This window comes from Arenibacter algicola, assembly GCF_000733925.1.
GTDB classification, from domain to species: Bacteria; Bacteroidota; Bacteroidia; order Flavobacteriales; family Flavobacteriaceae; genus Arenibacter; species Arenibacter algicola.
The window spans coordinates 1,110,665-1,133,842 of the sequence record NZ_JPOO01000003.1 but is presented as its reverse complement, the minus strand read 5'-3'; the positions used below and the strand labels follow the sequence as shown (position 1 = coordinate 1,133,842).

21 protein-coding genes are annotated in these 23,178 nt (G+C 37.8%); 13 read left to right on the top strand and 8 right to left on the bottom strand.

Translation table 11 applies throughout. From position 1 onward, the window contains the following. Nucleotides 1-23: 23 nt before the first annotated feature. Nucleotides 24-215: a cold-shock protein gene (locus tag U735_RS0115250; protein WP_026812084.1), complete on the bottom strand. Its 192-nt coding sequence runs from the start codon at nt 213-215 to the stop codon at nt 24-26. A gap of 347 nt (nt 216-562) precedes the next feature. Beyond that, nucleotides 563-1,201, bottom strand: coding sequence for a peroxiredoxin (locus U735_RS0115245; RefSeq protein ID WP_031444657.1), 639 nt, complete (start codon nt 1,199-1,201; stop codon nt 563-565). A gap of 365 nt (nt 1,202-1,566) precedes the next feature. Here U735_RS0115245 and U735_RS0115240 point away from each other — a divergent pair, with 365 nt between their 5' ends. After that, entirely contained in the window at nt 1,567-2,118 is a 552-nt protein-coding gene (locus U735_RS0115240) for a YfiT family bacillithiol transferase (protein ID WP_031444656.1), read from the top strand. A 73-nt stretch (nt 2,119-2,191) separates the two neighbouring features. Here U735_RS0115240 and U735_RS0115235 read toward each other — a convergent pair whose 3' ends face one another. Continuing rightward, a complete protein-coding gene (locus U735_RS0115235; RefSeq protein ID WP_031444655.1) occupies nt 2,192-2,749 on the bottom strand; it encodes a thioredoxin family protein in 558 nt (185 codons plus the stop codon). Nucleotides 2,750-2,998: 249 nt separating this feature from the next. On the opposite strand from U735_RS0115235, the gene U735_RS26000 reads away from it, so the two are divergent. The 4 genes from U735_RS26000 to U735_RS0115215 are packed head-to-tail and all read left to right on the top strand — an operon-like array spanning nt 2,999 to nt 5,474. Continuing rightward, nucleotides 2,999-3,166, top strand: coding sequence for a hypothetical protein (locus U735_RS26000; RefSeq protein WP_232233271.1), 168 nt, complete (start codon nt 2,999-3,001; stop codon nt 3,164-3,166). Then, nucleotides 3,163-3,501, top strand: coding sequence for a tRNA-binding protein (locus tag U735_RS0115225; RefSeq protein WP_031444654.1), 339 nt, complete (start codon nt 3,163-3,165; stop codon nt 3,499-3,501). The genes U735_RS26000 and U735_RS0115225 overlap by 4 nt, the downstream gene beginning before the upstream one ends. A gap of 3 nt (nt 3,502-3,504) precedes the next feature. Beyond that, on the top strand, nt 3,505-4,425 hold the full coding sequence (locus tag U735_RS0115220; RefSeq protein ID WP_031444653.1) for a bile acid:sodium symporter family protein: 921 nt from the start codon (nt 3,505-3,507) through the stop codon (nt 4,423-4,425). After that, complete coding sequence (locus tag U735_RS0115215) at nt 4,422-5,474, top strand: lysophospholipid acyltransferase family protein (protein WP_051892163.1); 1,053 nt, start codon at nt 4,422-4,424, stop codon at nt 5,472-5,474. The genes U735_RS0115220 and U735_RS0115215 overlap by 4 nt, the downstream gene beginning before the upstream one ends. A 67-nt stretch (nt 5,475-5,541) precedes the next feature. Here the strand turns inward: U735_RS0115215 and U735_RS0115210 are convergent, their stop codons facing one another. Both U735_RS0115210 and U735_RS0115205 read right to left on the bottom strand, forming a co-directional pair. Beyond that, a complete protein-coding gene (locus tag U735_RS0115210) occupies nt 5,542-5,913 on the bottom strand; it encodes a PUR family DNA/RNA-binding protein (RefSeq protein ID WP_031444651.1) in 372 nt (123 codons plus the stop codon). 80 nt (nt 5,914-5,993) lie between these two features. Further along, the gene (locus U735_RS0115205) at nt 5,994-7,748 is read right to left on the bottom strand and encodes an ABC transporter ATP-binding protein (protein ID WP_031444650.1); all 1,755 of its coding nucleotides are present in this window, start codon (nt 7,746-7,748) and stop codon (nt 5,994-5,996) included. Nucleotides 7,749-7,927: 179 nt separating this feature from the next. On the opposite strand from U735_RS0115205, the gene nusB reads away from it, so the two are divergent. The 8 genes from nusB (at nt 7,928) to U735_RS0115160 (ending at nt 19,373) form a co-directional block, all read left to right on the top strand. Then, entirely contained in the window at nt 7,928-8,875 is a 948-nt protein-coding gene (nusB, locus tag U735_RS0115195) for a transcription antitermination factor NusB (RefSeq protein WP_031444649.1), read from the top strand. A gap of 132 nt (nt 8,876-9,007) precedes the next feature. Continuing rightward, entirely contained in the window at nt 9,008-9,481 is a 474-nt protein-coding gene (locus U735_RS0115190) for a DUF1573 domain-containing protein (protein WP_031444648.1), read from the top strand. A gap of 14 nt (nt 9,482-9,495) precedes the next feature. After that, entirely contained in the window at nt 9,496-9,783 is a 288-nt protein-coding gene (gene yajC / locus U735_RS0115185; RefSeq protein WP_031444647.1) for a preprotein translocase subunit YajC, read from the top strand. A gap of 95 nt (nt 9,784-9,878) precedes the next feature. After that, nucleotides 9,879-11,198: a Gfo/Idh/MocA family protein gene (locus tag U735_RS0115180; protein ID WP_031444646.1), complete on the top strand. Its 1,320-nt coding sequence runs from the start codon at nt 9,879-9,881 to the stop codon at nt 11,196-11,198. 25 nt (nt 11,199-11,223) lie between these two features. Next, on the top strand, nt 11,224-12,375 hold the full coding sequence (locus U735_RS0115175) for a hypothetical protein (protein ID WP_031444645.1): 1,152 nt from the start codon (nt 11,224-11,226) through the stop codon (nt 12,373-12,375). Nucleotides 12,376-12,388: 13 nt separating this feature from the next. Then, nucleotides 12,389-14,326, top strand: a complete 1,938-nt coding sequence (locus U735_RS0115170; protein WP_031444644.1) for an FAD-dependent oxidoreductase — start codon at nt 12,389-12,391, stop codon at nt 14,324-14,326. 248 nt (nt 14,327-14,574) lie between these two features. Then, nucleotides 14,575-16,014 (top strand): carbon starvation CstA family protein, encoded by a 1,440-nt coding sequence (locus U735_RS0115165; RefSeq protein ID WP_031444643.1) that lies wholly within the window; start codon nt 14,575-14,577, stop codon nt 16,012-16,014. After that, nucleotides 16,011-19,373, top strand: coding sequence for a VCBS repeat-containing protein (locus U735_RS0115160; RefSeq protein ID WP_051892161.1), 3,363 nt, complete (start codon nt 16,011-16,013; stop codon nt 19,371-19,373). Before U735_RS0115165 ends, U735_RS0115160 begins: the two co-directional genes overlap by 4 nt. Nucleotides 19,374-19,521: 148 nt before the next feature. Here U735_RS0115160 and U735_RS0115155 read toward each other — a convergent pair whose 3' ends face one another. The 3 genes from U735_RS0115155 to U735_RS0115140 all read right to left on the bottom strand — a co-directional run bounded on the left by U735_RS0115155 (nt 19,522) and on the right by U735_RS0115140 (nt 23,121). Next, complete coding sequence (locus U735_RS0115155) at nt 19,522-20,703, bottom strand: DUF1624 domain-containing protein (protein ID WP_031444641.1); 1,182 nt, start codon at nt 20,701-20,703, stop codon at nt 19,522-19,524. 139 nt (nt 20,704-20,842) lie between these two features. Then, the gene (locus U735_RS0115150) at nt 20,843-21,880 is read right to left on the bottom strand and encodes a methyltransferase (protein WP_031444640.1); all 1,038 of its coding nucleotides are present in this window, start codon (nt 21,878-21,880) and stop codon (nt 20,843-20,845) included. Nucleotides 21,881-22,578: 698 nt separating this feature from the next. Beyond that, on the bottom strand, nt 22,579-23,121 hold the full coding sequence (locus U735_RS0115140; protein WP_031444638.1) for an acyl-CoA thioesterase: 543 nt from the start codon (nt 23,119-23,121) through the stop codon (nt 22,579-22,581). Nucleotides 23,122-23,178: the final 57 nt, after the last annotated feature.

Sequence of the window (23,178 nt, the reverse complement as noted above, 5' to 3'; positions counted from 1 at the left end):
CTAAAAAAATTGTACCGTAATTATTAAATCACTTTTACATTTACTGCGTTCAATCCTTTTTTACCTTGTTGTAATTCAAATTCTACAACATCACCTTCGCGAATTTCGTCGATTAAACCAGAAATGTGTACAAAGTGATCTTCGCTTGAGCCTTCTTCAGTGATAAATCCGAAACCTTTGGAGTCATTGAAGAATTTTACTGTTCCTTTATTCATTATAAAAAATTAAAAAAATTAAATTAGCCCACAAGATAAGGTTTTATAATTTAACTGCATGATTTTTTGATAGTTATATTTTTTTAGGGAATCCTTCAGGACTTATGAAAAAGAAAATAACTTGCTAATCAACTGTGCTCTAATGGTCTTTGTTATATTTTTCATTCTATTCCCGATCAAGTTATTGCAGTGGCCGTCCATTTAATAGACAAGTGAGATAATTAATTCTTTATGTATCCCATATTTCTTTTAATAAGATTGGGGCATATTTAGAACTAAAAAAAAGTCCTCCCTAGTTAGGGAAGACTATATTATTTGATTGTGACCAAAAGTGTAGAATTATAAAATTAAAGGTTCGGCTGTGGGGTCATCCTTAAATACGGCTTGATTTCTTCCACGCCTTTGGTAAATATTTTTTTGGCATCCTCGGTATTTATAGACGGACTTACAACAACCCTATCTCCATTTTCCCAATTCGCAGGAGTGGCTACTTTGTGGTAAGCAGTTAACTGTAATGAATCTATTACCCTAAGCAGCTCGTGAAAATTACGCCCTGTAGAAGCAGGATAGGTGATTATGAGCTTAACCGTTTTGTCCGGAGCTATAATGTAAACGGATCGCACGGTTAAACTGTCGTTCGCATTTGGATGTATCATATCGTAAAGCGTAGAAACTTTTTTGTCATCGTCGGCAATAATGGGAAAATTAACAGTGGTATGCTGTGTCTCATTAATATCCTTGATCCATTCGCCATGAGATGCAACCCCATCAACGCTAAGTGCCAGCATTTTTACGTTTCGTTTGTCAAATTCACCTTTGAATTTTGCGGCAGTCCCCAACTCGGTCGTACATACCGGGGTAAAATCAGCCGGGTGTGAAAATAAAATTCCCCATCCATCGCCCAAATAATCATATAAATTGATCATTCCCATGGAACTATCTGCTGTAAAATCAGGGGCTACGTCGCCCAATCGTATTGTTGCCATATTTTAGTGTTTTAATTAAAATTTTATTATCCTATAAAATTAGTAGATTATATTGGAACCAACTTTTTTAAAAGGTTAAAAATGTATTAAAATTTAACAAAAAATAACTGGTTTTGGATAATAATTTGAATAGAATTAATTTTAGTTATTGATTCATAATCTTTTGAAATTCAAGAACTACTGCAAGTTTTTTAATCATGTTCCCGGCTTTTTATTTTTTTAAAATATTTATTTTTATCATTTAGGGAATCAAGGGGTCAACCTTTTTTCCAACTCAAATAATGGATGGGTAAAATCTCAAAATACTGCGTTATTAATCATTGATTTTGCTATTGATATTCATTATTCTTCTTTAATTTTATGCTATGGAAGAAAGAACCTTAGAAGAATTAAAGTATCCCATTGGCCATTTCGTCTTTACGAAGACGGTAAGTGACGTAACACTGTCCGATTGGATTTCTGAATTAGAGGCTTTACCTGCCCGTTTGGAGGGCCTGGTAATTCATCTTAGCGATCAACAGCTAAATACACCATATCGCCCAGGTGGTTGGACCATAAGGCAAGTGGTGCATCATATTGCAGATAGCCATCATAATAGTTATATCAGATTCAAATGGGCTTTGACAGAGGATAGACCTATAATTAAAGCGTATGATGAGAAGGAATGGAGCAAACTGTTCGATGCCAATAATGCACCAATAGTCCTTTCCGTAAATTATCTTAAGGCACTACATGCGAAATTGGTGTATCTCTTAAAAGGTTTGTCCAAAGAAGATTTGGAAAGGGTGTACATTCATCCCGATGGTAATGTGGCGGTAAGCCTTCTGGAAAATATAGGAAAATATGCTTGGCACGGTAACCATCATCTAGCACATATAGAAGGCGTTCTGGAGCGTAAAGGTTGGACTTGCCAATAACTTCCCTAAAGAATTCCTTAGAACAGCAATAGGTTTGGCCCAATAGAATACTATAGAATGTAGTTAGGAACTATTATTTTTTCCATTTTATATTGCAGCCCATACTGGGTTTTTGTTTCTCATTTATTTCTTTTCCTGCAAGAAGGGCGTCCATGGCTGTCTTTAAATCCTCCCCGGTAACGGGAATGCCGTTTCCCGGACGGGAGTTGTCAAACTGCCCCCGATATACCAGCTTTAAATTGGCATCGAATAAATAGAAATCAGGGGTACAGGCGGCATCATAGGCTTTGGCCACTTCTTGGCTCTCATCGTACAAATAGGGAAAAGTATACTTCTGTTCCATACTGATCAGCTTCATTAAATGGGGAGCATCTTGAGGATAGTTTTCCACGTCGTTGCTGGAAATTGCTATAAATGAAATATCTTTAGGTTGATATTCCATTGCGGTTTTAACGATTTCGGCGTTCAAATGCTTAACAAAAGGGCAGTGGTTACATATGAACATAATTACGGTACCCTTTGTGCCTTTTAGGTCTTGAAGGCTTTTTTGTTTGTCCAAAGTGGTATCTAGTAGTTTAAAGTTGGGAGCTATTGTGCCCAAAGGAAGCATGTTACTGGGTGTATTGGCCATGACTTTGATGTTTTGAATTTAGGTCTTGTACAAAGTTAATTGAAATTAAAGATTCTTGTATGTGGATCGTAAACTAGTTATTTTTGGATTAATCCTTAAATTATATGGAGAATGAAGAATTCTTATCCAACATTGTCGGAGGCCATAACTGATTTTAAAAAATGCCGGTTTCACAGTAGATTTGAATTTGTGTGAGCTAGGGATAGAAAATAAAAAATTAGAAAAATACATTCTGCTAAGGATTTTAATGTGATTAAATTTTACAGGTTTGAGGGAATGAGTGATCCAGATGATAACATGGTCCTTTATGTAATTGAAACTTCAGCCGGAAACAAGGGCCTATTGGTTGATGCTTATGGGGCATATTCAGGAAATATTCCTAAGGATATTATTGATAAACTCAGAATTGTTAAATGAACGAAACTATTACTTGGCCCGATTTTTCCAAAATAGATATGAGAGTGGGCACTATTATTGAAATTAAAGATTTTCCAGAGGCCAGGAAACCTGCCTACCAAGTACAGGTAGATTTTGGCAAGGAGATAGGGATTAGGAAAACATCGGCCCAAATTACGCAAAGGTATTCCAAAGATGAACTTTTGGGGAAGCAGATAATTGCGGTGATCAATTTTCCTAAAAAGCAAATTGCAAATTTTATGAGTGAATGTCTTATATTGGGCGCTGTTGACGGTTCCGATGTAATATTGTTGCGACCGGAAGCAGAAGTTGACAATGGACTTAAAATTTCATAATTTTTGGTAACTACCCCTCTGGATAAGATCCATATAGATTTTAATGAACAATCACTTTGGGTGCTCAATGTGGCATTGGCTTTGGTAATGTTTGGGATAGCATTGGATATATCCATAGATGACTTTAGAAGATTGGCAAGAAAACCTAAGCCTCTTTTTGTGGGCGTTTTGAGTCAGTTTGTTCTATTGCCCGCGGTAACCTTTGTGTTGGTTTTGCTAGTGGAGCCCTTGCCCAGTATTGCATTGGGAATGTTTATGGTCGCTGCCTGTCCGGGAGGTAATATTTCCAATTTTATTACACATTTGGCCAAGGGGAATACGGCCCTGTCAGTAAGTTTAACGGCTGTAGCCACCTTACTGGCTGTAATTATGACCCCTTTGAACCTTCAATTATGGGGTTCCCTATATGGGCCTACCGCATCAATCCTTCAAGAAGTTGCCATAGCCCCTTTTTCCATGGTGAAACTAGTGGCATTACTTTTGGCTCTACCATTAATTTTGGGGATGTTGATAAAGCATTTCAGACCAAGATTTGCCTCCAAAATAGCAAAGGTTTTAAAAGTACTTTCGCTGGTGTTCTTTGTTGTCCTCATTTTTATTGCGCTGTATGACAATAGGGATATTTTTATGGAATATGTTCTCTACGTGTTCTGGATAGTTGTTCTGCATAACCTCCTGGCTTTTGTTACTGGCTTTTCGTTGGCTAAATTTTTTAGTCTTTCACAAATGGATAAAAGAACAATTGGAATAGAAACCGGGATTCAGAATTCAGGCCTTGGATTGTTACTGATATTTACTTTTTTTGACGGACTGGGAGGGATGGCTCTTTTGGCTGCTTTTTGGGGTATTTGGCACTTAATATCCGGTTTGACAATAGCTACTTTTTGGGGGTATTTTCCAATTGATAAAGAAGAATTTGTTTGAGAAAAATAGGATATCTTGTAATTTGGGTTTGGATACGCACGGCTTTGACTTTCTATTTTTCCAAAATAAAGATTGAAGGGTCGTCCAATGTACCTTCCGGAAAACCCATTATGTTTTTGGCAAATCATCAAAACGCTTTGCTTGATGCCTTATTGATTGCAACCCATTGTAAGCGGAAGCCTTATTTTTTAACTAGGTCCGATGTATTCAAGACGGCCTTGTTGAAAGTATTTTTCGGATTTTTACAGATGATTCCCGTTTATAGGATCAGGGATGGTAAGAATTCCTTGGCGGGTAATACTGCCATTTTTGAACGCTGTGCCCAGCTGCTGGGAAGGGGAGAGGCCGTACTTATTTTTCCAGAGGGAAACCATTCTTTAAAACGTAGGGTCCGGCCATTGAGTAAAGGATTTACCCGTATTTTGTTTTTGGCCTTGGAAAGTAATCCGTCAATGGATATAGGTATTGTCCCAATTGGAGTTAATTACGCCAATGCGGCAAAGTTTCCCGATAAGGCCGCACTGTATTATGGGAAAGCGATAAGGGTACAGGATTTTTTTGATAAGAAGGATGTGTCGGGATCTGCAAGCCGGCTCAAGGAGGAAGTGTATCATCATTTAAAAAAGCTTACCGCCCATATTGAAGAGGAGTCAAGTTATGAGGAAATAGTACATACATTGGATAGGGCCAAGGTAGATTATTTGGATCCTGTTGGTGTTAATCGAATTAAAGAAGAAGGGACATCCCCAGAGTACAGGAAAATTGGAAAAGGAAAAGTTGCACTCGTGAAGTATATCCTTAGGGGAGCATTTTCTATTTTGAATTTCCCAATGATAATTATATGGTCAATATTCATTAAACCCAAGGTAAGCGAACCGGAATTTTTGAGTACTACCCGTTTTATGTATGCCTTATTGATTTACCCATTCTTTTATCTATTGTTTATCGCAGGCATGCTAGAGTTTCTTAATTGGCCGGTTACCTCAATTATTTGTCTGGCCCATTTAACGTTAAATATCGTCCTGGTTAAATTGTCATGGGAAGACTAAAACGGGGTTAAAATAAAAACGGCCCCAAATTTTTGGGACCGTTATGTTTTTATAAAAAATATGACGATTAAATATCGTCAAAGCTTACATCTGTAAAACTATCTGTAGAACTGATGGATCCATTTTCCTCAGAATCTTCCTTCTTAAAATCTTTTTGGTGACGTTCGGAAATAACCTCTGAACCTTTTTCATCGATAATGTAATCCATCATCTCATCCAAATTCTCTTTAAAGGCGGTAAAGTCTTCTTTGTATAAATAAATCTTGTGTTTTTTATAATGAAAAGAACCATCATCATGGGTGAACTTTTTGCTTTCGGTAACAGTTAAATAATAATCTCCTGCCTTTGTGCTTCTAACATCGAAAAAATAAGTTCTTCTTCCTGCTCTTAAAACTTTTGAATAAATTTCTTCTTGGTCCATTAAATCTTTATCGCTCATTTCGTCTAGTGTATAGTTAATTTTTCATAGGTATATATCTGTCAAAAGTGGAAAAAAAAACCTAATATAACAACATTTTTCTATTTTTCTTTCTCAGAAAGTTGGTGCATATAAAGCTCTTTGTAGTATCCTTCTACAGAATTTAATTCATCATGTGTACCTTCCTGTATTAATTTTCCATCTTCCAAAACGATAATTTTGTCTGCGTTTTTAGCAGATGAAACCCTATGGCTTACGATAAGAGTGGTCTTGTTTTTGGATTCCTTTTTCAATTGGTTCAAAATCTCCTCCTCTGTTTCAGTATCAACTGCGGATAAACAATCATCAAAGAGGTAGATCTGAGGATCTTTAAGTAGGGCGCGTGCAATGGAAACACGTTGTTTTTGGCCTCCGCTTAGGGTAATGCCCCTTTCTCCCAGGATAGTCTCATATTGCTTGTTAAAGCCCATGATATTTTCATGTACTACCGCTTTCTTGGCAACGGCTATAATTTCCTCATCTGTAGAATTTTCTTTTCCAAACTTAATATTGTTCTTTATGGTGTCGGAAAAGAGGAAAGCATCTTGTGGTACTGCCCCAATAGCTTGTCGGAGGCTTTGCAGGTTTAATTGCTTAATAGGAACATCATCTATCAGAATTTGTCCGGAGTCAATATCGTATAAACGGGCAATTAGATCCAGTATGGTCGATTTTCCGGAACCCGTTTTTCCCAAGATGGCAACGGTCTCGCCCTTGTTTATGGAAAAGGATATGTTGTTCAGGGCGGTAATGTTGGTATCCTCGTAAGTGAAGGTCACATTCTTAAACTCGATTTTTCCCTCTATAGGAGTTTCTTCTTTAACCGTACTTACTATGTTAGGTTCTTCCTGCAAAAATTGATTGATCCTTTTTTGCGAGGCTTCTGCCCGCTGTACTATAGAGGTAACCCAACCTACAACAGCTACGGGCCAGGTGAGCATGTTTACGTATAGTATGAACTCGGCAATAATTCCAATTGACGCTATTTCTCCATCAATATATTGTTTGCCTCCAATGTAGATAACGAAAATATTACTGATCCCGATCAACAGGATCATCAGAGGGAAAAACCAGGCATTGACCTTAGCCAGATCCATACTTTTATTTTTTCCGTCCAGTGCCAAATTTTTCAATTCAGCATTTATCTTGGGTTCCAGAGCGTAGGCTTTTATAACCGAAATTCCGGAAAAGGATTCCTGTGTAAAAGTAGATAGTGTTGATAGGAATTCTTGCACGATTGTGCTTCGTTTATGAATTATTTTACTGATCTGGTAGATCAACACAGAAAGAATAGGTAATGGCAACAAAGCATATAAGGCAAGAACTGGTGCTTTAATAAACATTAGGGGAACCAGACAAACAAAAAGAGTAAGCGTTTGTATGCCGTACATAATGGCGGGCCCACCATATAACCTTACCTGGTTTACATCTTCACTGATCCTGTTCATTAAGTCGCCTGTCCTGTTTTTTTTGTAAAAATTGAGGCTCAAAAGTTGATAGTGGTCAAATACTTCATTTTTTAAATCATACTCTATATACCTGGAAACATTTATAATGGTCTGTCTCATTAGAAATGTAAAAAAGCCTGACAGCAAAGCTGCTCCCACAATAATCAGGATGTATTCCAATAACATTTCCTTGGCTTCTCCCTTTAGAATATCATTACCAATAAAGCGTTCAACCACTTCAATGGATTTTTTTACATAGGAGGGCATTACCAATTGAAAAATGCGCGCTATCATGGTAATTACAATACCAACGAGGAGCTTAAATCGGTACTTTTTAAAATACTTATTTAGATGTTGAAGTTCTTTCATTGGATATTAACCAGGAATTGCAGGAATTTGGATTACAATTCGGCAAAGATAGTTTTTTGGATCTAAACCAAATGTTATAAAACACATAAGATAATACCTAAAAAGGTAGTTAGGATTAAAAAATATAATCCTATTTTTGTACCCGAAAGTTTTATTTATCTTACTAAAGTTCTTTAAAAATGCTTACAAGAAGGCACATTAGGGTTAAAGTTATGCAATGTATTTATGCATTGACGCAATCGAAGGATGATTCCCTTGAAAAACAAGAGAAATTTTTGAAAGTAAGCATAGAGAACATGTACACTCTTTACCTGTTAATGCTGAGTCTTTTTATAGAGTTACATGAAAGGGCGGAGAACCAGCTTAGCCTTTCCTCCAAAAAATACCTAAAAAACAATACAGATTCCTATCCCAACAAGGAAAAATTCCTAAGAAATAAACTTTTGCTTCAAATTGCGGGAAACAAGACGTTAAAAGATGAATTATCCAAAAGAAAATTGAACAACTGGTATTTGAACGAAGAATACATCAGGATAATTTACAATGAGGTTATGGAAAGTGAGATATATGCCAAATATATGTCCAATGCCGATAGTACTTATGAGGAGGACAAAAGGCTTATAATCGATTTGTTCCGGGATATTATTGCGCCCAATGAAAAGATTTACGATTATTTTGAAGATGACAAATTAACATGGGTAGATGATATACCCATTGTAAACACCTTTCTCTTAAAGCAGTTTAAAAAAGTAAAGGAAAGTACTGTCCCTTCCTATTTTTTACCGCCTCTTTTTAAGGATGAGGACGATATGGTATACGCCAATAGACTATTGACGAAAACTTTGCTGAACAATTCCAAACTGGAACAAGAGATAGAAGGTAAAACACCTAATTGGGACAAGGATCGAATTGCAGATATCGATGCCATACTTTTGAAAATGGCAATTTGCGAACTACTCAATTTTCCCTCTATACCGGAACGGGTTACTATAAACGAGTTTTTAGAAATTGCCAAGGAATACTCCACTCCCAAGAGTAGCATATTTATAAATGGTATATTGGATAAGCTGGTGAGGGAATATAAGGAGGAAGGGAAACTAAAAAAAGTGGGTAGGGGTTTGTTATAAACAAATATTCCTTAATTTTGCGCAAATATAAATTAATAGGGATGAAATAAGCCATAGTAGTTCTTGAAATACACCAAGATCATTAATGGCGATTTGCACATTACCTCTTAAAAAATAATTAAATTTAAACAGATGAAAAGAGTATTCTTAACCTTAAGTATTGTTTCTGTTCTTGTCCTTTCCTCCTGTAAGGAAAAGGCCTCCAGTAAAATAGAAGCTTCCAATGTAGAGGTTGCTGCCGAAAGGGATGCAGCTGCCAAAAGTCTTCCAGTTATGGAATTCGATAAAGTAGAGCACGATTTTGGATCTATAGATCAAAATGCGCCCCAGGAAACAATTTTTACATTTACAAATACCGGTGATGCTCCTTTGATCATTACCGACGCAAAAAGCAGCTGTGGTTGTACCATTCCTGAGTATCCAAAGAATACTCCAATAGCACCAGGTGAAAAAGGTGAAATGTTGGTTAAATTTAATGGTTCTGGACAAAATCAGGTTACCAAGACTATAACCGTTACTGCCAATACTAGTAAAGGAACCGAAACACTTAGAATAAAAGCATTTGTAACTCCAAAAGGAGCAGGTCCTGTAGGTCCTGTTAAATAAGTACACATATAATTATGTTAGAACAATATCCATATCTTCCACTCATATTGATGTTTGTAGTGGTGTATTTTTTTATGATCGCACCACAAAGAAAGCGTCAAAAACAAGAGAAGAAATTTACCGAAGAATTAAAAAAGGGAGATAAAGTTGTTACCAAGAGCGGTATGCACGGTAAAATAGTTGATTTGAACGACAATGATTTTTCCTGTGTTATTGAGACTATGGCCGGGAAGATAAAATTTGATCGTACCGCCATATCCATGGAGATGAGCAAAAAAGTAAACGCACCCGAAAAGAAGTAATTTTTTTCCGAATAATTTAAAAGGCACCAACCAAAAGTTGGTGCTTTTTTGTTGTAATATTTTGTACATTAAGGGCTTACTTAAACTTTGATTCCATGATTCACAATAGAAGAAAATTTATTAAGCAGGGTTCCCTTATGGCCGTAGGAACAGCTGCGGCATTTTTATTTCCAATGGACTTATTGGCTTCCATACGAAGGAAGACAAGTCCAAACGATAAAATTGGTGTAGGCTTGATAGGCTGCAATGGTATGGGCTTTAGCGATTTGACTTCCATGCTTAAAATGAGCGAAATTCAGGTTGTGGCTTTGTGCGATGTAGATGATAGTGTTTTAAAAAAGAGAACGGCCGATTTGGAAAAGGCCGGAATTAAGAAGCCTAAATTATATAAGGATTATCGAAAATTATTGGAAGATAAGGATGTAGATGTTGTAATCATTGGTACTCCGGATCATTGGCATTGTCTGCAGCTTTCCGATGCCGTTAAAGCAGGAAAGGATGTGTATTGTGAAAAACCTTTGGCCAATTCCATTGAGGAATGCAACCTTATGCTGAACTCCGTACAGGCAAGTGATCGAATGGTGCAAATAGGGCAGTGGCAAAGGAGTCAGCCTCATTTTGTAGATGCCATAGATTTTGTCCATTCGGGAAAATTGGGAGAAATTCGTTTGGCAAAAGCTTGGGCCTATCAGGGTTGGATGGGGTCTATCCCAGTTTTGTCGGATACTGCCGCTCCTGCCGGAGTGGATTATGACATGTGGTTGGGACCTGCACCCAAGAGACCGTTTAATGCCAACAGGTTCCATTTTAATTTTAGATGGTACTGGGATTATGCCGGTGGGTTAATGACAGATTGGGGGGTGCATCTTATGGATTATGCCCTGTATGGAATGAAAGCCAACACCCCAAAATCGGTGATGGCACTAGGGGGAAAGTTTGCCTATCCCGATGATGCTTCAGAAACACCGGATACCTTGCAGACCGTTTATGAGTATGATGGTTTTTCAATTTTGTGGGAGCATGCTACAGGCATAGATAATGGCAATTACGGACGCAATCACGGTATTTCGTTTATAGGCAACAATGGAACCCTGGTTTTGGACCGCAAGGGTTGGGAGGTGATATCTGAAAAGGATAAGATGCAAAGTATACCATTACAAAAAAACCAAGGTAGTGGGTTGGATAATCATACCGTGAATTTTATTGAAGCTGTGAAATCCAGGGACGGTTCCAAATTAAAGGCTCCTTTACAAGTGGGGTATGATGCGGCTTTGGTATGCCATATGGGAAATATAGCTTTTAAAACGGGTAATAGAATATATTGGGACAATTATACCGGACAATTTTCGGATGATGCTTCAAATGCATTGATAAATGCCCATTACCACAACGGTTGGGAGTTGCCTAAGGGGTAATGGTTTTATGGAAGAAATGTAATTTATGTCAAAAACTAAAATTTCCAGTGGTAGTAAAAAGCATGTCGAATTTAACCGTGCTTCAAGGTTTTTATTGCTTTGTATAATTTCTTGGCTCTTGATGTCCTTGGAACATCAAAATCCGACTACTAGAAAAGAAAGGGCGTTTACAACAATGACCAAAGATTCGGTGAAAATGGAAGTGGATTTACTTTTCAATTCTAAAAATCAGCCTGTTAAGTATTATAGTTACGTGGTTACTCCGGTATGTGAGGAAGGTGTATGTTATAATTTGATTGCGGAGGTCTATTGGGATTTGTTAGGAAACTTTATGGATTATAAGGAGACGGTTTTAGATCCTTTAACCAAATTTGATCATATCAAGTTCACTAGGGAGGATCATGATAAAATGAAGGAAATTTTAAGGGACAAAACCTCCTTACTGGCCAATTACAAGGCCGAGGATTTGGTAGATCACAGTATTGAAATTAAATCTGAGGTTATAGATGGCGTAGCTGGAGCAACGTATAAATCCCTTAGTGGAGCAGTGGTACGTGGGGCGGTATACAGTTCCCATACCTTGTGGCATATTGTTAATGGGGAAGTTGCAGATAAGATTGTGGCCCATACCGAATCCTTGATGAACGATGATCTGCTTATTTGGATGTTGGATTCCGATAATTACAATCTGCAATTCTATGCTTTGAACAAGATTGACACAGGAAATGAACAGTATACACCAAATCTTATCAGGTTAATTTCTGAAGGTAATTCATATGTGCCATTTTTTGCTATTGAAAAAATACCTGAATGGGCTTGGTCCTCTGCACTATATCAACCCAAAATAGTAATCTTGTTAAAAGAGGTTGAATTTCGAATGCAAAACGAAATACTGAACAAGCTTAACAACAGGGAGTTAGAGGAAAATTCAATAACTGTTTTGACCTCTTCTATGGAGTCTCTAAATAAGTCTCAATTAAAGAAGGCTTTTAATATTCTTAATAATAACAGGGACAGATTATCAGTTGAATCCATTGGAGAAATAGAATCACTGTCGGAATCCGGGAACAAGGAAATTTCCGAAGCGGCTGAACAATTTCTTACTTCCTTAGAAAAGGAGGGCGGGCTTGTTTCCAAAAAAATGAAAGAACAGAGAAAAAAATTAATATCAAATTAAAATACTTAAAGCAATGACAAAAAGGAGAGGATTTATGAAAACCATTGGATTGGGATCAGGTGCTTTTATGATGGCTCCAATCACTGTTTTTGGCAAGGATGCCGTAGACGGGGCGCAATTATTCGGGCAGTCCACTACTGATTCCAATAAAGCACAGGCCCTTGTGGATACCGAAGTCTATAAGAAAAAATTTTATGAGACCGATGTCCTTATTGCCGGGGCCGGAATGGCGGGAATATGCGCGGCATTGGCAGCAGCACGTAATGGTAGTAAGGTAATACTTATTCAGGATAGATCAAGGTTGGGTGGAAACGCCAGTAGTGAAATAAGAATGCATATTTCTGGAGCAAGCCAGTTGAATCAAATATGGAGGGAAACCGGAATATTGGAAGAATTGGTTTTGACGGAGGCCGTACAAAACCCACAGCGTTCCTATGAGATGTGGGATTTTATTTTATATGATAAACTAATATCCGAAGAAAATATCACTTTATTGCTGGACACGGCCTTATATGACGCAGAGGTAGTTGATGGAAAGATCAATCAGATAATGGCCCTTTGTTCGCCAACTGAGGAAATTTCTGTGATCAAGGCCAAGTTCTTTGCGGATTGTACAGGCGATGCGACCTTAGCAGCACAAGTAGGCGCAAATTATATGCGTGGAAGGGAAGCAAAATCCAAATGGGGAGAATCTCTCGCCGTAGATGTTGAAGATCAAAAAACAATGGGGAACAGCTTATTGTTTACCGCAAAAAAATATGAAAAGAGTATGCCCTATACCCCTCCCAAATGGGCAAGGAAATATACAACCAAGGATTTTTTGCACCGCAATATTTCAACCTATGAATATGGTTATTGGTGGTTGGAATTAGGTGGGGAAATTGACATTGTTCGCGATGGACAACAAAATAGAAAGGATCTTTTGGCTGTGCTATTTGGGGTCTGGGATTATATTAAAAACTCCGGGAACCATCCGGATTCGGAAAATTGGGCATTGGACTCCATAGGAATGATCCCTGGGAAAAGGGAGAGCAGACGAGTAGAAGGCGATTACATAATGAAACAGGAAGACGTACAGGCGGCAACCTTATTTGAAGATAGGGTAGCCTATGGCGGTTGGCCATTGGACGATCACCCTCCTGGGGGAATGGATACCACTGGAGAAGTGCCTTATGTCTCTATACCATTAAAAGGACCATATTCCATTCCTTTCAGATCACTATATAGTAAAAATATTCCCAATCTGTTGATGGCCGGTCGAAATATAAGTGTTTCCCATGTGGCACTTTCATCTACCAGGGTAATGGCAACCTGCAGTACTTTGGGACAGGCCATTGGCACCGCCATGGATTATTGCAATAAAAATGGGATACTTCCAACTGAGTTAGGGAATAGTAGTGAACATATAATAAAACTACAACAAATTTTACTGAAGCAGGACCAGGCATTACTTGGAGTAAAGAACGAAGATGCAGCTGATTTGGCCAGAACGGCCAAGATAACGGCCTCTTCAGAAACAGCGGATGGAAAGGCGATAAAGATAATTGACGGTTATAACAGGGAAGTTGGGGATGGCATTACCCATAAATGGTGTGCCAGTATGGAAAATGGGGAGCAATGGATCATGTTGAGTTGGAAAAAACCGGTCAAGATCAATAAAATCCAGTTTATATTCGATACCGGCTTAGATCGCTTTTTACGACTTTCTGCCCAGGACTGGGTAAATGACAACCAAATTAGAGGCCAACAACCGGAAACGGTGGCCGATTATGTCATAGAAGTCCAGGGGAAAAATATTGACAAAACACTTCTTAGTAATGAAAATAATTATTTGAGACTGGTAGAACATAGCTTTGAATCTGTTGAAATAAAGCAATTGAAAATCAAGGTTACTAGGACCAATGGCGACCCTCTCGCCAAAATATTCGAGGTGCGCTGTTATAACGAGTAAAGGATTATTTCCAATATAGAGTTGTCGATGTTCCTAAATAGTTAGGGAATCTTACAGCTTACAAATTCCTTTAGGGTAAACGTTGCTATTGTTGATGCAAATAGTATATGTTTGTTGTGATTAGATTTATATGACGCTTCCTTTTAGGTTTTGATATTATTTGGTAATACTTTGGAGGAATTGGAATAATTGGAGTGGAGGTGACTGATCTGGAACAAAATTAAATTTGTAATTATAATATTATTGAAATGATATCATTCTTATTATCTATAGGAGCTTTAGTACTGGGCTATTTCACTTACGGGAAATTGATGGAAAGGATATTTGGGGTGGACAAGGATAGGGAAACTCCCGCAGTTAGGCTTAGGGACGATGTAGATTTTATGACATTGCCCACTTGGAAGGTCTTTTTGATCCAGTTCTTAAATATAGCAGGTTTGGGACCCATCTTTGGAGCCATTGCAGGAGCCATGTTTGGACCTGCCGCTTTTTTGTGGATCGTATTGGGAAGCATCTTTGCAGGTGCGGTGCACGATTATTTTTCCGGAATGTTGTCCATTCGGCATGATGGGCTTAGTATCAGTGAAGTGGTCGGTATTTATCTGGGGCCTACTGCTAAACAGTTTATGCGCCTTTTTTCGGTAGTCCTTTTAATATTTGTGGGGACCGTTTTTTTGGTAGGTCCAGCAAAAATAATCGATGGAATGACCGGGAATATATGGAACGTCTGGATTTGGGTGGCCATTATTTTGGTTTATTACGTTCTCTCCACATTACTGCCAATAGATAAATTAATAAGTAAACTTTACCCCATTTTTGGAGTAGCCATGTTACTTATGGCCATAGGCTTGGTAATTGCACTTTTTTTTGGGGACTACAATATTCCCGAACTGGTTCCAGCGAATTTAATAAATATGACCAGCGATCCAGAGGCAACCCCCTTGTTTCCAATACTGTTTATAACCATTGCCTGTGGTGCCATTTCAGGATTCCACGCCACCCAGTCCCCGCTCATGGCACGTTGCATGAAAAATGAAACAGATGGGAGAAAGATCTTTTACGGCACAATGGTCACAGAGGGGATAGTGGCTTTAATATGGGCGGCTGCAGCAATGACATTTTTTGGAAATGTGGAGGGTTTAAATGGCGCCATGATTGCCAATAATAACAACGCCGCTTGGGCGGCCAATGAAATATCCCTTAATATGTTGGGCCAAATTGGGGGTGTATTGGCCTTATTGGGAATTGTTGCTGCGCCAATTACTTCCGGCGATACCGCATTTAGGTCTGCACGCCTAATACTGTCCGATATATTTAAGTCCAACCAAAAGAAAATAGTCAACAGGCTGCTTATTAGTCTACCGCTATTCGTAATCGCATTTGTACTTACCCAAATAGATTTTGGAATTATATGGCGCTATTTTGCATGGAGCAATCAAACTTTGGCCATGATCGTGCTTTGGACTATAACCGCCTATTTGATTTATGAAAACAAGGCTTATTGGGTTACCCTATTACCGGCAATTTTTATGACAATGGTGTGCAGTACTTATATTTTGATAGCTCCAGAAGGTTTTCAATTGCCCAATGATATTTCTTATATAGGTGGCACGCTTATAACACTGACCATTACAATCGCATTTTGGGTATATACCGCCCAAAAGAAAAAAATATTTGTTGGGGTATGATGCAAAAATATCAGACCATCATTTTTATAGTCCTACTGTTTATTGTTGGTTTAGTGATCTTTTCCTGCTCAGATGATCGAGCCCAAAAAATTATTGAGCAAGAGCAGGAATTATACACTGTACTAGGGGTGGAGGATACTGGTCTCAATTTTGTAAATAAGCTGGAGGAAACCACTACTATGAACGGATTTTACTATGAATACTTTTATAATGGGGGAGGGGTTGCAGTGGCCGATTTTAACAATGATGGACTTCAAGATGTATATTTTATTAGTAACCTTCGGACCAATAAGCTGTTCTTAAATCTGGGAAACCTAAAGTTTAGAAATGTAAGTGTAGCTGCCAATGCCCAAGGCAATGGCGGGTTTCCTACAGGGGTTACCGTTGTAGATATTAATAATGATGGATTAAAGGATATCTACATTCTTAAATCTGGCCGTTTTGAAACCGATGAGCCTTTGCGAAACCTTTTGTTGATCAACAAGGGAATGAATAAGGATAACATACCTGTGTTTGAGGAAGATGCTAAGTCGTATGGATTGGACCTTCCTCATTATTCGACCCAAGCCACTTTTTTTGATTATGACCGTGACGGTGATCTGGATATGTTCTTGGTCAACCATAATATAGAAATGTACGGTTTAGAAGAGACATCTGAAATCATGATGGGCAAATCGGATAAGATTGGGGAAAAACTTTATCGGAATGATGATGGAATGTATATCAATGTTACCCAAGATGCAGGGATTATAAGTAATAATCTTGGTTTTGGTCTTGGGGTAGCTGTTGGTGATGTTAATAATGATGGTTGGCCTGATGTTTATGTAAGCAATGATTACTATGAAAAGGATCATCTTTATTTGAACAACCAAAATGGCACTTTTACGGAAAGTTCTCTTAAGTCATTTAACCACATGTCCACATTTTCCATGGGCAATGACATTGCAGATGTTAATAATGATGGCTTAATGGATATTATATCGCTTGACATGATGGCTGAGGATAATTTTACCCAAAAGACTAGCATGAGCGGTATGAACGTAGCTCAATTTTACAATATTGAGCATTTGGGCCTACATAGACAATATATGTATAACGCCCTTCAGGTTAACAATGGGAATTTTCCTAATACGATTATTCCTGCCTTCTCCGATATAGCCCAGCTGGCAGATATTTCAAGTACAGATTGGAGCTGGGCCCCATTACTTTTGGACATGGACAACGATGGGTTTAGAGATTTGTTTGTTTCCAATGGTATTAGAATGGATTTCAGAAACAACGATTTTGCCATTTATTTGGAAGAAAAATATCAAGAAGGTGTACGCAGCAGAAAGGTGGACCTGGCAAAGTATGTGGATGATCTTTTGGACAAGTTGCCGGAACGAAAAAAAGAAAACTATTTTTATTTAAATGGAGGTGATTTAAAATTTAATAAACTTACCGTAAATCAAACAGCCACCTATTCCAATGGTGCTGCCTATGCAGATTTTGACAATGATGGGGACTTGGATATCATAGTTAATAATACGGATGATTTTGCCCAACTGTACCGTAACAATCAGATTGATAACTCATTTTTAAAAATTTCCCTAAAAGGCCATGATAAGAACATCGATGGTATTGGGGCCAGGATTGAAGTAATAGCTAACAAAAAATCTTTTTTTGCCGAAAATTATTTTTCCAAAGGTTTTCAATCAGCAATGGCTTCACCCATTCATTTCGGTCTTGCAAACATAGCCCAAATTGATTCCATTAAAGTAATATGGCCCAACGGGCAACACCAATTAGTTACCAATGTAAAGGCCAATCAAGAAATTATCATTCAGTATGCTCCCGAGGGAAAAATATACACTGGAAAGGATAAACAGCGTTATGAATTTCAGGATATAACAGAGGAATACGGTATCGATTTTAAGCATGAGGAGAATGATTATAATGATTTTACTTTAGAATCCTTAATGCCACATAAAATGTCCCAGTTTGGACCTTGCCTTACCGTTGCGGATGTAAATAATGATGGATTGGAGGATTTTTACGTTGGAGGGGCTATGATGCAAGCCGGGGCACTGTTCGTACAAACTATCAGCAATAAGTTCGAGAAAAGGCTTATTGAATCGTTTGAAGAGGACAAAGTTCATGAGGATACCGGTGCTATTTTTCTAGATGCCGATAATGATGGTGATTACGATCTGTATGTTGTAAGTGGGGGTAACGAAAAGGAAACAGAAAACCAGTTTTATTTAGATCGTTTTTATGAAAATGATGGTACTGGTATGTTTATAAGAAACTTTAATGCAATTCCTAATATACTTAGTAGTGGGCAGGTGGTGAAGGCTATGGATTATGATAGGGATGGTAACCAGGATCTTTTTATAGGTTCGCGCCTAGAGCCTCAAAATTATGGCTATCCTTCCAAAAGTGTATTGTTGAAAAATGTATCCCTTAACGGAAGCATTGAATTCAAGGATGTTACTGATGAAGTTTTTCCCGAACTTAATGATTTAGGGATGGTAACGGATGCGCTATGGGTGGATTTGGATAATGATCAATTTGAAGAACTGATTATTGCTCAGGAGTGGGGAAATATTCAAGCCTTTAGTTGCAAGAACAATGATTTTTTTAATATATCCGAACAATATGGATTAAACAATAATGTGGGATGGTGGTTTAGTCTTGCTGCTGCCGATATTGATTATGATGGGGATATGGATTTGGTTGCGGGGAATTTAGGTCTTAATTACAAATATAAGGCTTCGCAAAAGGCACCTTTCCATCTGTATTTAAATGATTTTGATAAAAATAACACCAATGATATTGTATTGGGATACCATGAGGGCGAACAAATGTATCCCCTGCGCGGTAGGGAATGTTCTTCTGGTCAAATGCCATTTATAAAGAAAAAGTTCCAAACTTATGAGGATTTTGGCAAGGCTAATCTACAGGAGGTGTATGGAGAAGGTCTGGACAATGCCCGTCACTTGGCAGCTACAAATTTTGCAAATAGTGTCTTGATCAACGAGGACAATACGCGTTTTAGTTTTACTCCACTTCCAAATACGGCTCAGATTTCATCCATAAATAAAATCCTCATTAACAAGAACAATGGAGGCAAAAACACGGACCTGATCTTATTTGGGAATCTTTATGGTTCCGAGGTCGAAACCCCAAGGAATGATGCCAGTTACGGTCATTATCTTAGGAGTGATGGTGATGGTGATTTTACAAATGTCCCGCCCCAAAAATCTGGACTTTATGTTCAAGGGGATGTTCGGGGAGCAGCATATATTAACTTAGGGATAAATAGGGGTCTTTTGGTAGCTAGGAACAATGAACCTTTATTACTTTACCAAATACCATAAATGAAATTACCGGATTTTGAGTTGTTTAAGTTAGTAGAGAAGGGGACAAGGCAATGCTTTGTCCTTATTCTTTTATTAATTAGTTTTCAAGTTTTAAGAAGTTCTTTTCACTTTTAGGAGCTGATCTAAAACAAATCTGATATAAACGTCATAAATAACTCAACCACCATTTATCCCTATTATTGATCTTGTAGATCATATATTTCTTACTTAAGGGGAATAGGGCAAGCACTATCCCGATCCAAACCATATAGGTGACCCAGAGGGGATATCCGTAAGTTGCGAGCTTTTCATTCATAAATACATCTGCGGTCAAGATCATATCTCTCCAATTTCCACCAGATATTATAATCCCTATGATTGCTGCAATATGGATTACCAATACGTGCAAAAAATAATAGAAGAAGGGGACCCTGCCATAAACCAAAAAGAAATTGGTTAAGGCGTTTTTTACATTTTCAATAGTATAAAGGAACAGTAGGGCAGGACCAATGGTTATTAGTACAAAAGCAAGTGAAGGGGGATATTTGGTTACGTTAAGAAAAGAAATGATTGTTTTGGTATTGGTGTCCTGTATTGCCCAGGGCACCAAATCCCCATAGACATTCAAACCCCTGATTATAAAGAAGAGGCCCAAGGCTCCTAAGCCCATGCGCAACAACCATGTTCTTCTTAATTTCGCGTCAAAGTCTTTTAGATATAGCTGTCCCAAGCAATAACCCAATGCCATTAGTCCTATCCAAGGGATTACAGGGTAGTGAAATAGTATCATTTTGTCAGGTCCCAGAACCACGGTGTTATTCTGATGTAAAAGATACCAGATTATGGCTTCAAGACTATTTCCCTGCATAATTATTCCATCAAGAAGATTGTGTCCGACAATTATAATAATGCCGATGTAAAGAATTATCTTTTTGGGTAAATAAATCAGAAATGACAAACAGATCATGCTAAAGCCAATGGCCCAAATCACCTGAAGAATTGGAAAACTATAGGTCAGGTCAAAGGTCCAAATAAGGTTGTTGACCACCAACTCCATAAAAATTAACCAAATCCCTCTGGTAAGCAAGAATTTTGAGAGTTGGGAGTTTGTTTTGTTTCTTCCGTATAGGAAGGCGGAAGTCCCGGCAAGAAAAACAAATACCGGGGCACAATAATGGGTAACGAAACGTGTAAAAAACAATATTGGCGTTGTAGTTTCCACATTGGTAGGATCAATAAAAAAGGAGCCATAGTTAAAATAATCCCGAACATGGTCCAAGGCCATAATTACCATAACCAGGCCCCTCAAAATGTCGATGGACTCCACTCGGTCGGTTTTTGGTTTCATAAATTCAGGTTCAAATTTAACTTGCTTAAATATAGTTGTTTATAGAGTTGAATTGTGAAAATTTATTAAGTATTACCCAAAATAGTTAAGGGTAAGTGAGGGCTACATCATTTCTAATTTTAGGGTAAATATTGTGAAATTATTTCAAGGCAATCGCTGCACTGGTTGGGCCAGTTAGAGGCATTAATGCGGTTGATTTAAAACCGGCTTCCTTCACCATATCGTCAAAATCCGAAAAGGAGAAATCATATCCTTCGGTGGTTTCAATGAGCATGTTCAAGGACATTAAAAGTCCAAAGGCATTCTTGCTTCTATTGTTATCGATAATATTTTCGATAACCACGAAAGCACCTCCCTTGGGTAGGGCATCATAGGCTTTTTTAATAAGCATTTTTTTGTCCTTGGTGCCCCAATCATGTAAAATGTTGCCCATGGTAATTACGTCCGATTTTGGAAAATTGTCTATAAAGAAATCCCCTGAGGTTATTTTCACCATATCCTTTAAACCCATATTCTGGATGTTTTCCTTGGCAATTGGTTCTACCTGAGGTAGGTCCATAGATGTACAATGCATGTGTTGATTGTTCATGGCAACGTGGGCCGCCAAAAATCCTCCCGCCCCACCAATGTCGCACAGGGTTTTGTATTTCGAAAAATCAAATACTTTGGCAAATTCCATAAAATTTCCCATTTGTACGCCGGCCATAGCTCCAACAAATTCCCGTAGTTTCTTAGGGTCCCCATAAACCGCTTCAAAAATGGGTTTCCCACCATTTTTGGTTTCATTTTGTGGCAACCCCGTTTTTAGGCCATCCTCCAAATCGTTCCAAAAAGGGTACAAACGGTTATTGCACATTTCCAAAATCCCACCTATATAGCTAGGTTTGTTCTTGTCCAGAAAAAGATCTGCATCTTCCGCATTACTGTAAAGTGCACTTTCCTTTAAACCTTTTCTTTTTAAAAAGCCCATGGAGACCAAGGCGTCCAAAAAGTCATAAAGACTGCGGGAATGCAAACCTAGTTTGGATTGAATATCCTTTCCGGATAAGTCCCGTTTTGCCAAAACCGTAAAAAGTTCCATGTTCACTGCGGTTAGCAAGGTTTTGGTTCCGAAAAAACCTGTGCCTATCTGCATAATTTTTGAGGGATCTACTGTAATCTGAGCTGCTGCTTCCATAATTGATCGTTTTTAGAAATTTGTTAACTGTGCAATGGCTTTTTTTCAATTTTAAAATATCATGTTAAAGATAATTAGGTGTATTATCCAAGTTGTTAGTATTAGAAGGTATGGCCGGTAATTATTTTTATTTCTTTTATCGTAAAAAATAAGCCCAATAAGAATCAAGTAGATTATTCCGTATTGTATATTTTGGGTCACAATCTCCGACCACTCGAAAATATGTGGCCCAATTCGCCCGATTGTGGGCCCGAGAAAAACAGTCGCAGATCCTATAATGTATCGCATGTGTTTGGAAACTTTTCTCCTATGGTAAATTGCCAAAGAATAAAATAGTATCAAAAGCACACTATCTGCCAAAGGAAAGAATAAAAACTGTGGTGCATCAAAATTTATGATCCGTATCATTTGGGGTACAAAGGATAAAATCAAAATTGGGAAAACTATGTAGGAAAGTTTGCCGATTTTTCTATGCACTTTGTTATTTCTGTTTAATATGAGCAGGGGTTGAACAATAAGTAATAGGATCCAAATGGATGCAATAATGGCATGAAGGTGAATGAAGCTAGTTATATTTTCTTCAAAGGAGGGAAATTGAATGAAATAGGTTTTGTAAAAACCCAAAAAGGTCAATGGTATCAGCAACAAAAAAAAGTATCCCAGATTTTTATATGCTTTTTCCATGTGAATAAGTGTTATTATAATGGATGAACAGTATTCTTTAAAAGATCATAGTCCCCTTTAAAAATATCGAGTATTCTTTTGGGTATATCCATCTCTGACTTAGTGATCCCACATTTTTTTATTATCATCCTTATATCCTGAGCCTTTTTGCCTCTCCAAAAGGCGGCCTTTGTATAACCAATGGCGCAGACTTGATCTTCTTGTTCAAAAACCTGACTGTGATACACCCATTTGTCATCCCATCCTTCCAAAATCAAGGTTATTTTGAAGGTAGACCACATTTTTAAAGGTTTCTTATAGATAATTTTTTGGGAACCCAAAACGGCATACATTCCTTTCTTTACGGTATTTTCAAATAATTTGGACCGAAACATTTTTTCAAATCGAATAAAGTCCATGTAATAAGCGTATTTTGCGTTGGACATATACCTAAATGTGTCGCAATCCAAAATACTTACGCGTCTCTTTCTGGTCAGATTCGAGGTAAGATCTACTTTTTTCCAGAATAATCTGGAGCAAATAAAAATGTTCAACAAATTTAACCAGTAATAGAGCATTTATTGTGTGTTGGTATTGTATTACTTTTAAGAGAGTTAGTGGTTAATTTCAGGTCT

Bases quoted from the DNA above. Each gene is read 5' to 3' on its own strand.
- U735_RS0115210 (WP_031444651.1), bottom strand. From the start codon at position 5,913: ATGAGCGATAAAGATTTAATGGACCAAGAAGAAATTTATTCAAAAGTT.
- U735_RS0115150 (WP_031444640.1), bottom strand. From the start codon at position 21,880: ATGGAAGCAGCAGCTCAGATTACAGTAGATCCCTCAAAAATTATGCAG.
- U735_RS0115190 (WP_031444648.1), top strand. From the start codon at position 9,008: ATGAAAAGAGTATTCTTAACCTTAAGTATTGTTTCTGTTCTTGTCCTT.
- U735_RS0115155 (WP_031444641.1), bottom strand. From the start codon at position 20,703: ATGAAACCAAAAACCGACCGAGTGGAGTCCATCGACATTTTGAGGGGC.
- U735_RS0115250 (WP_026812084.1), bottom strand. From the start codon at position 215: ATGAATAAAGGAACAGTAAAATTCTTCAATGACTCCAAAGGTTTCGGA.
- U735_RS0115225 (WP_031444654.1), top strand. From the start codon at position 3,163: ATGAACGAAACTATTACTTGGCCCGATTTTTCCAAAATAGATATGAGA.
- nusB (WP_031444649.1), top strand. From the start codon at position 7,928: ATGCTTACAAGAAGGCACATTAGGGTTAAAGTTATGCAATGTATTTAT.
- U735_RS0115165 (WP_031444643.1), top strand. From the start codon at position 14,575: ATGATATCATTCTTATTATCTATAGGAGCTTTAGTACTGGGCTATTTC.
- U735_RS0115160 (WP_051892161.1), top strand. From the start codon at position 16,011: ATGATGCAAAAATATCAGACCATCATTTTTATAGTCCTACTGTTTATT.
- U735_RS0115240 (WP_031444656.1), top strand. From the start codon at position 1,567: ATGGAAGAAAGAACCTTAGAAGAATTAAAGTATCCCATTGGCCATTTC.
- U735_RS0115180 (WP_031444646.1), top strand. From the start codon at position 9,879: ATGATTCACAATAGAAGAAAATTTATTAAGCAGGGTTCCCTTATGGCC.
- U735_RS0115170 (WP_031444644.1), top strand. From the start codon at position 12,389: ATGACAAAAAGGAGAGGATTTATGAAAACCATTGGATTGGGATCAGGT.
- U735_RS0115175 (WP_031444645.1), top strand. From the start codon at position 11,224: ATGTCAAAAACTAAAATTTCCAGTGGTAGTAAAAAGCATGTCGAATTT.
- U735_RS0115205 (WP_031444650.1), bottom strand. From the start codon at position 7,748: ATGAAAGAACTTCAACATCTAAATAAGTATTTTAAAAAGTACCGATTT.
- U735_RS0115245 (WP_031444657.1), bottom strand. From the start codon at position 1,201: ATGGCAACAATACGATTGGGCGACGTAGCCCCTGATTTTACAGCAGAT.
- yajC (WP_031444647.1), top strand. From the start codon at position 9,496: ATGTTAGAACAATATCCATATCTTCCACTCATATTGATGTTTGTAGTG.
- U735_RS0115235 (WP_031444655.1), bottom strand. From the start codon at position 2,749: ATGGCCAATACACCCAGTAACATGCTTCCTTTGGGCACAATAGCTCCC.
- U735_RS0115140 (WP_031444638.1), bottom strand. From the start codon at position 23,121: ATGCTCTATTACTGGTTAAATTTGTTGAACATTTTTATTTGCTCCAGA.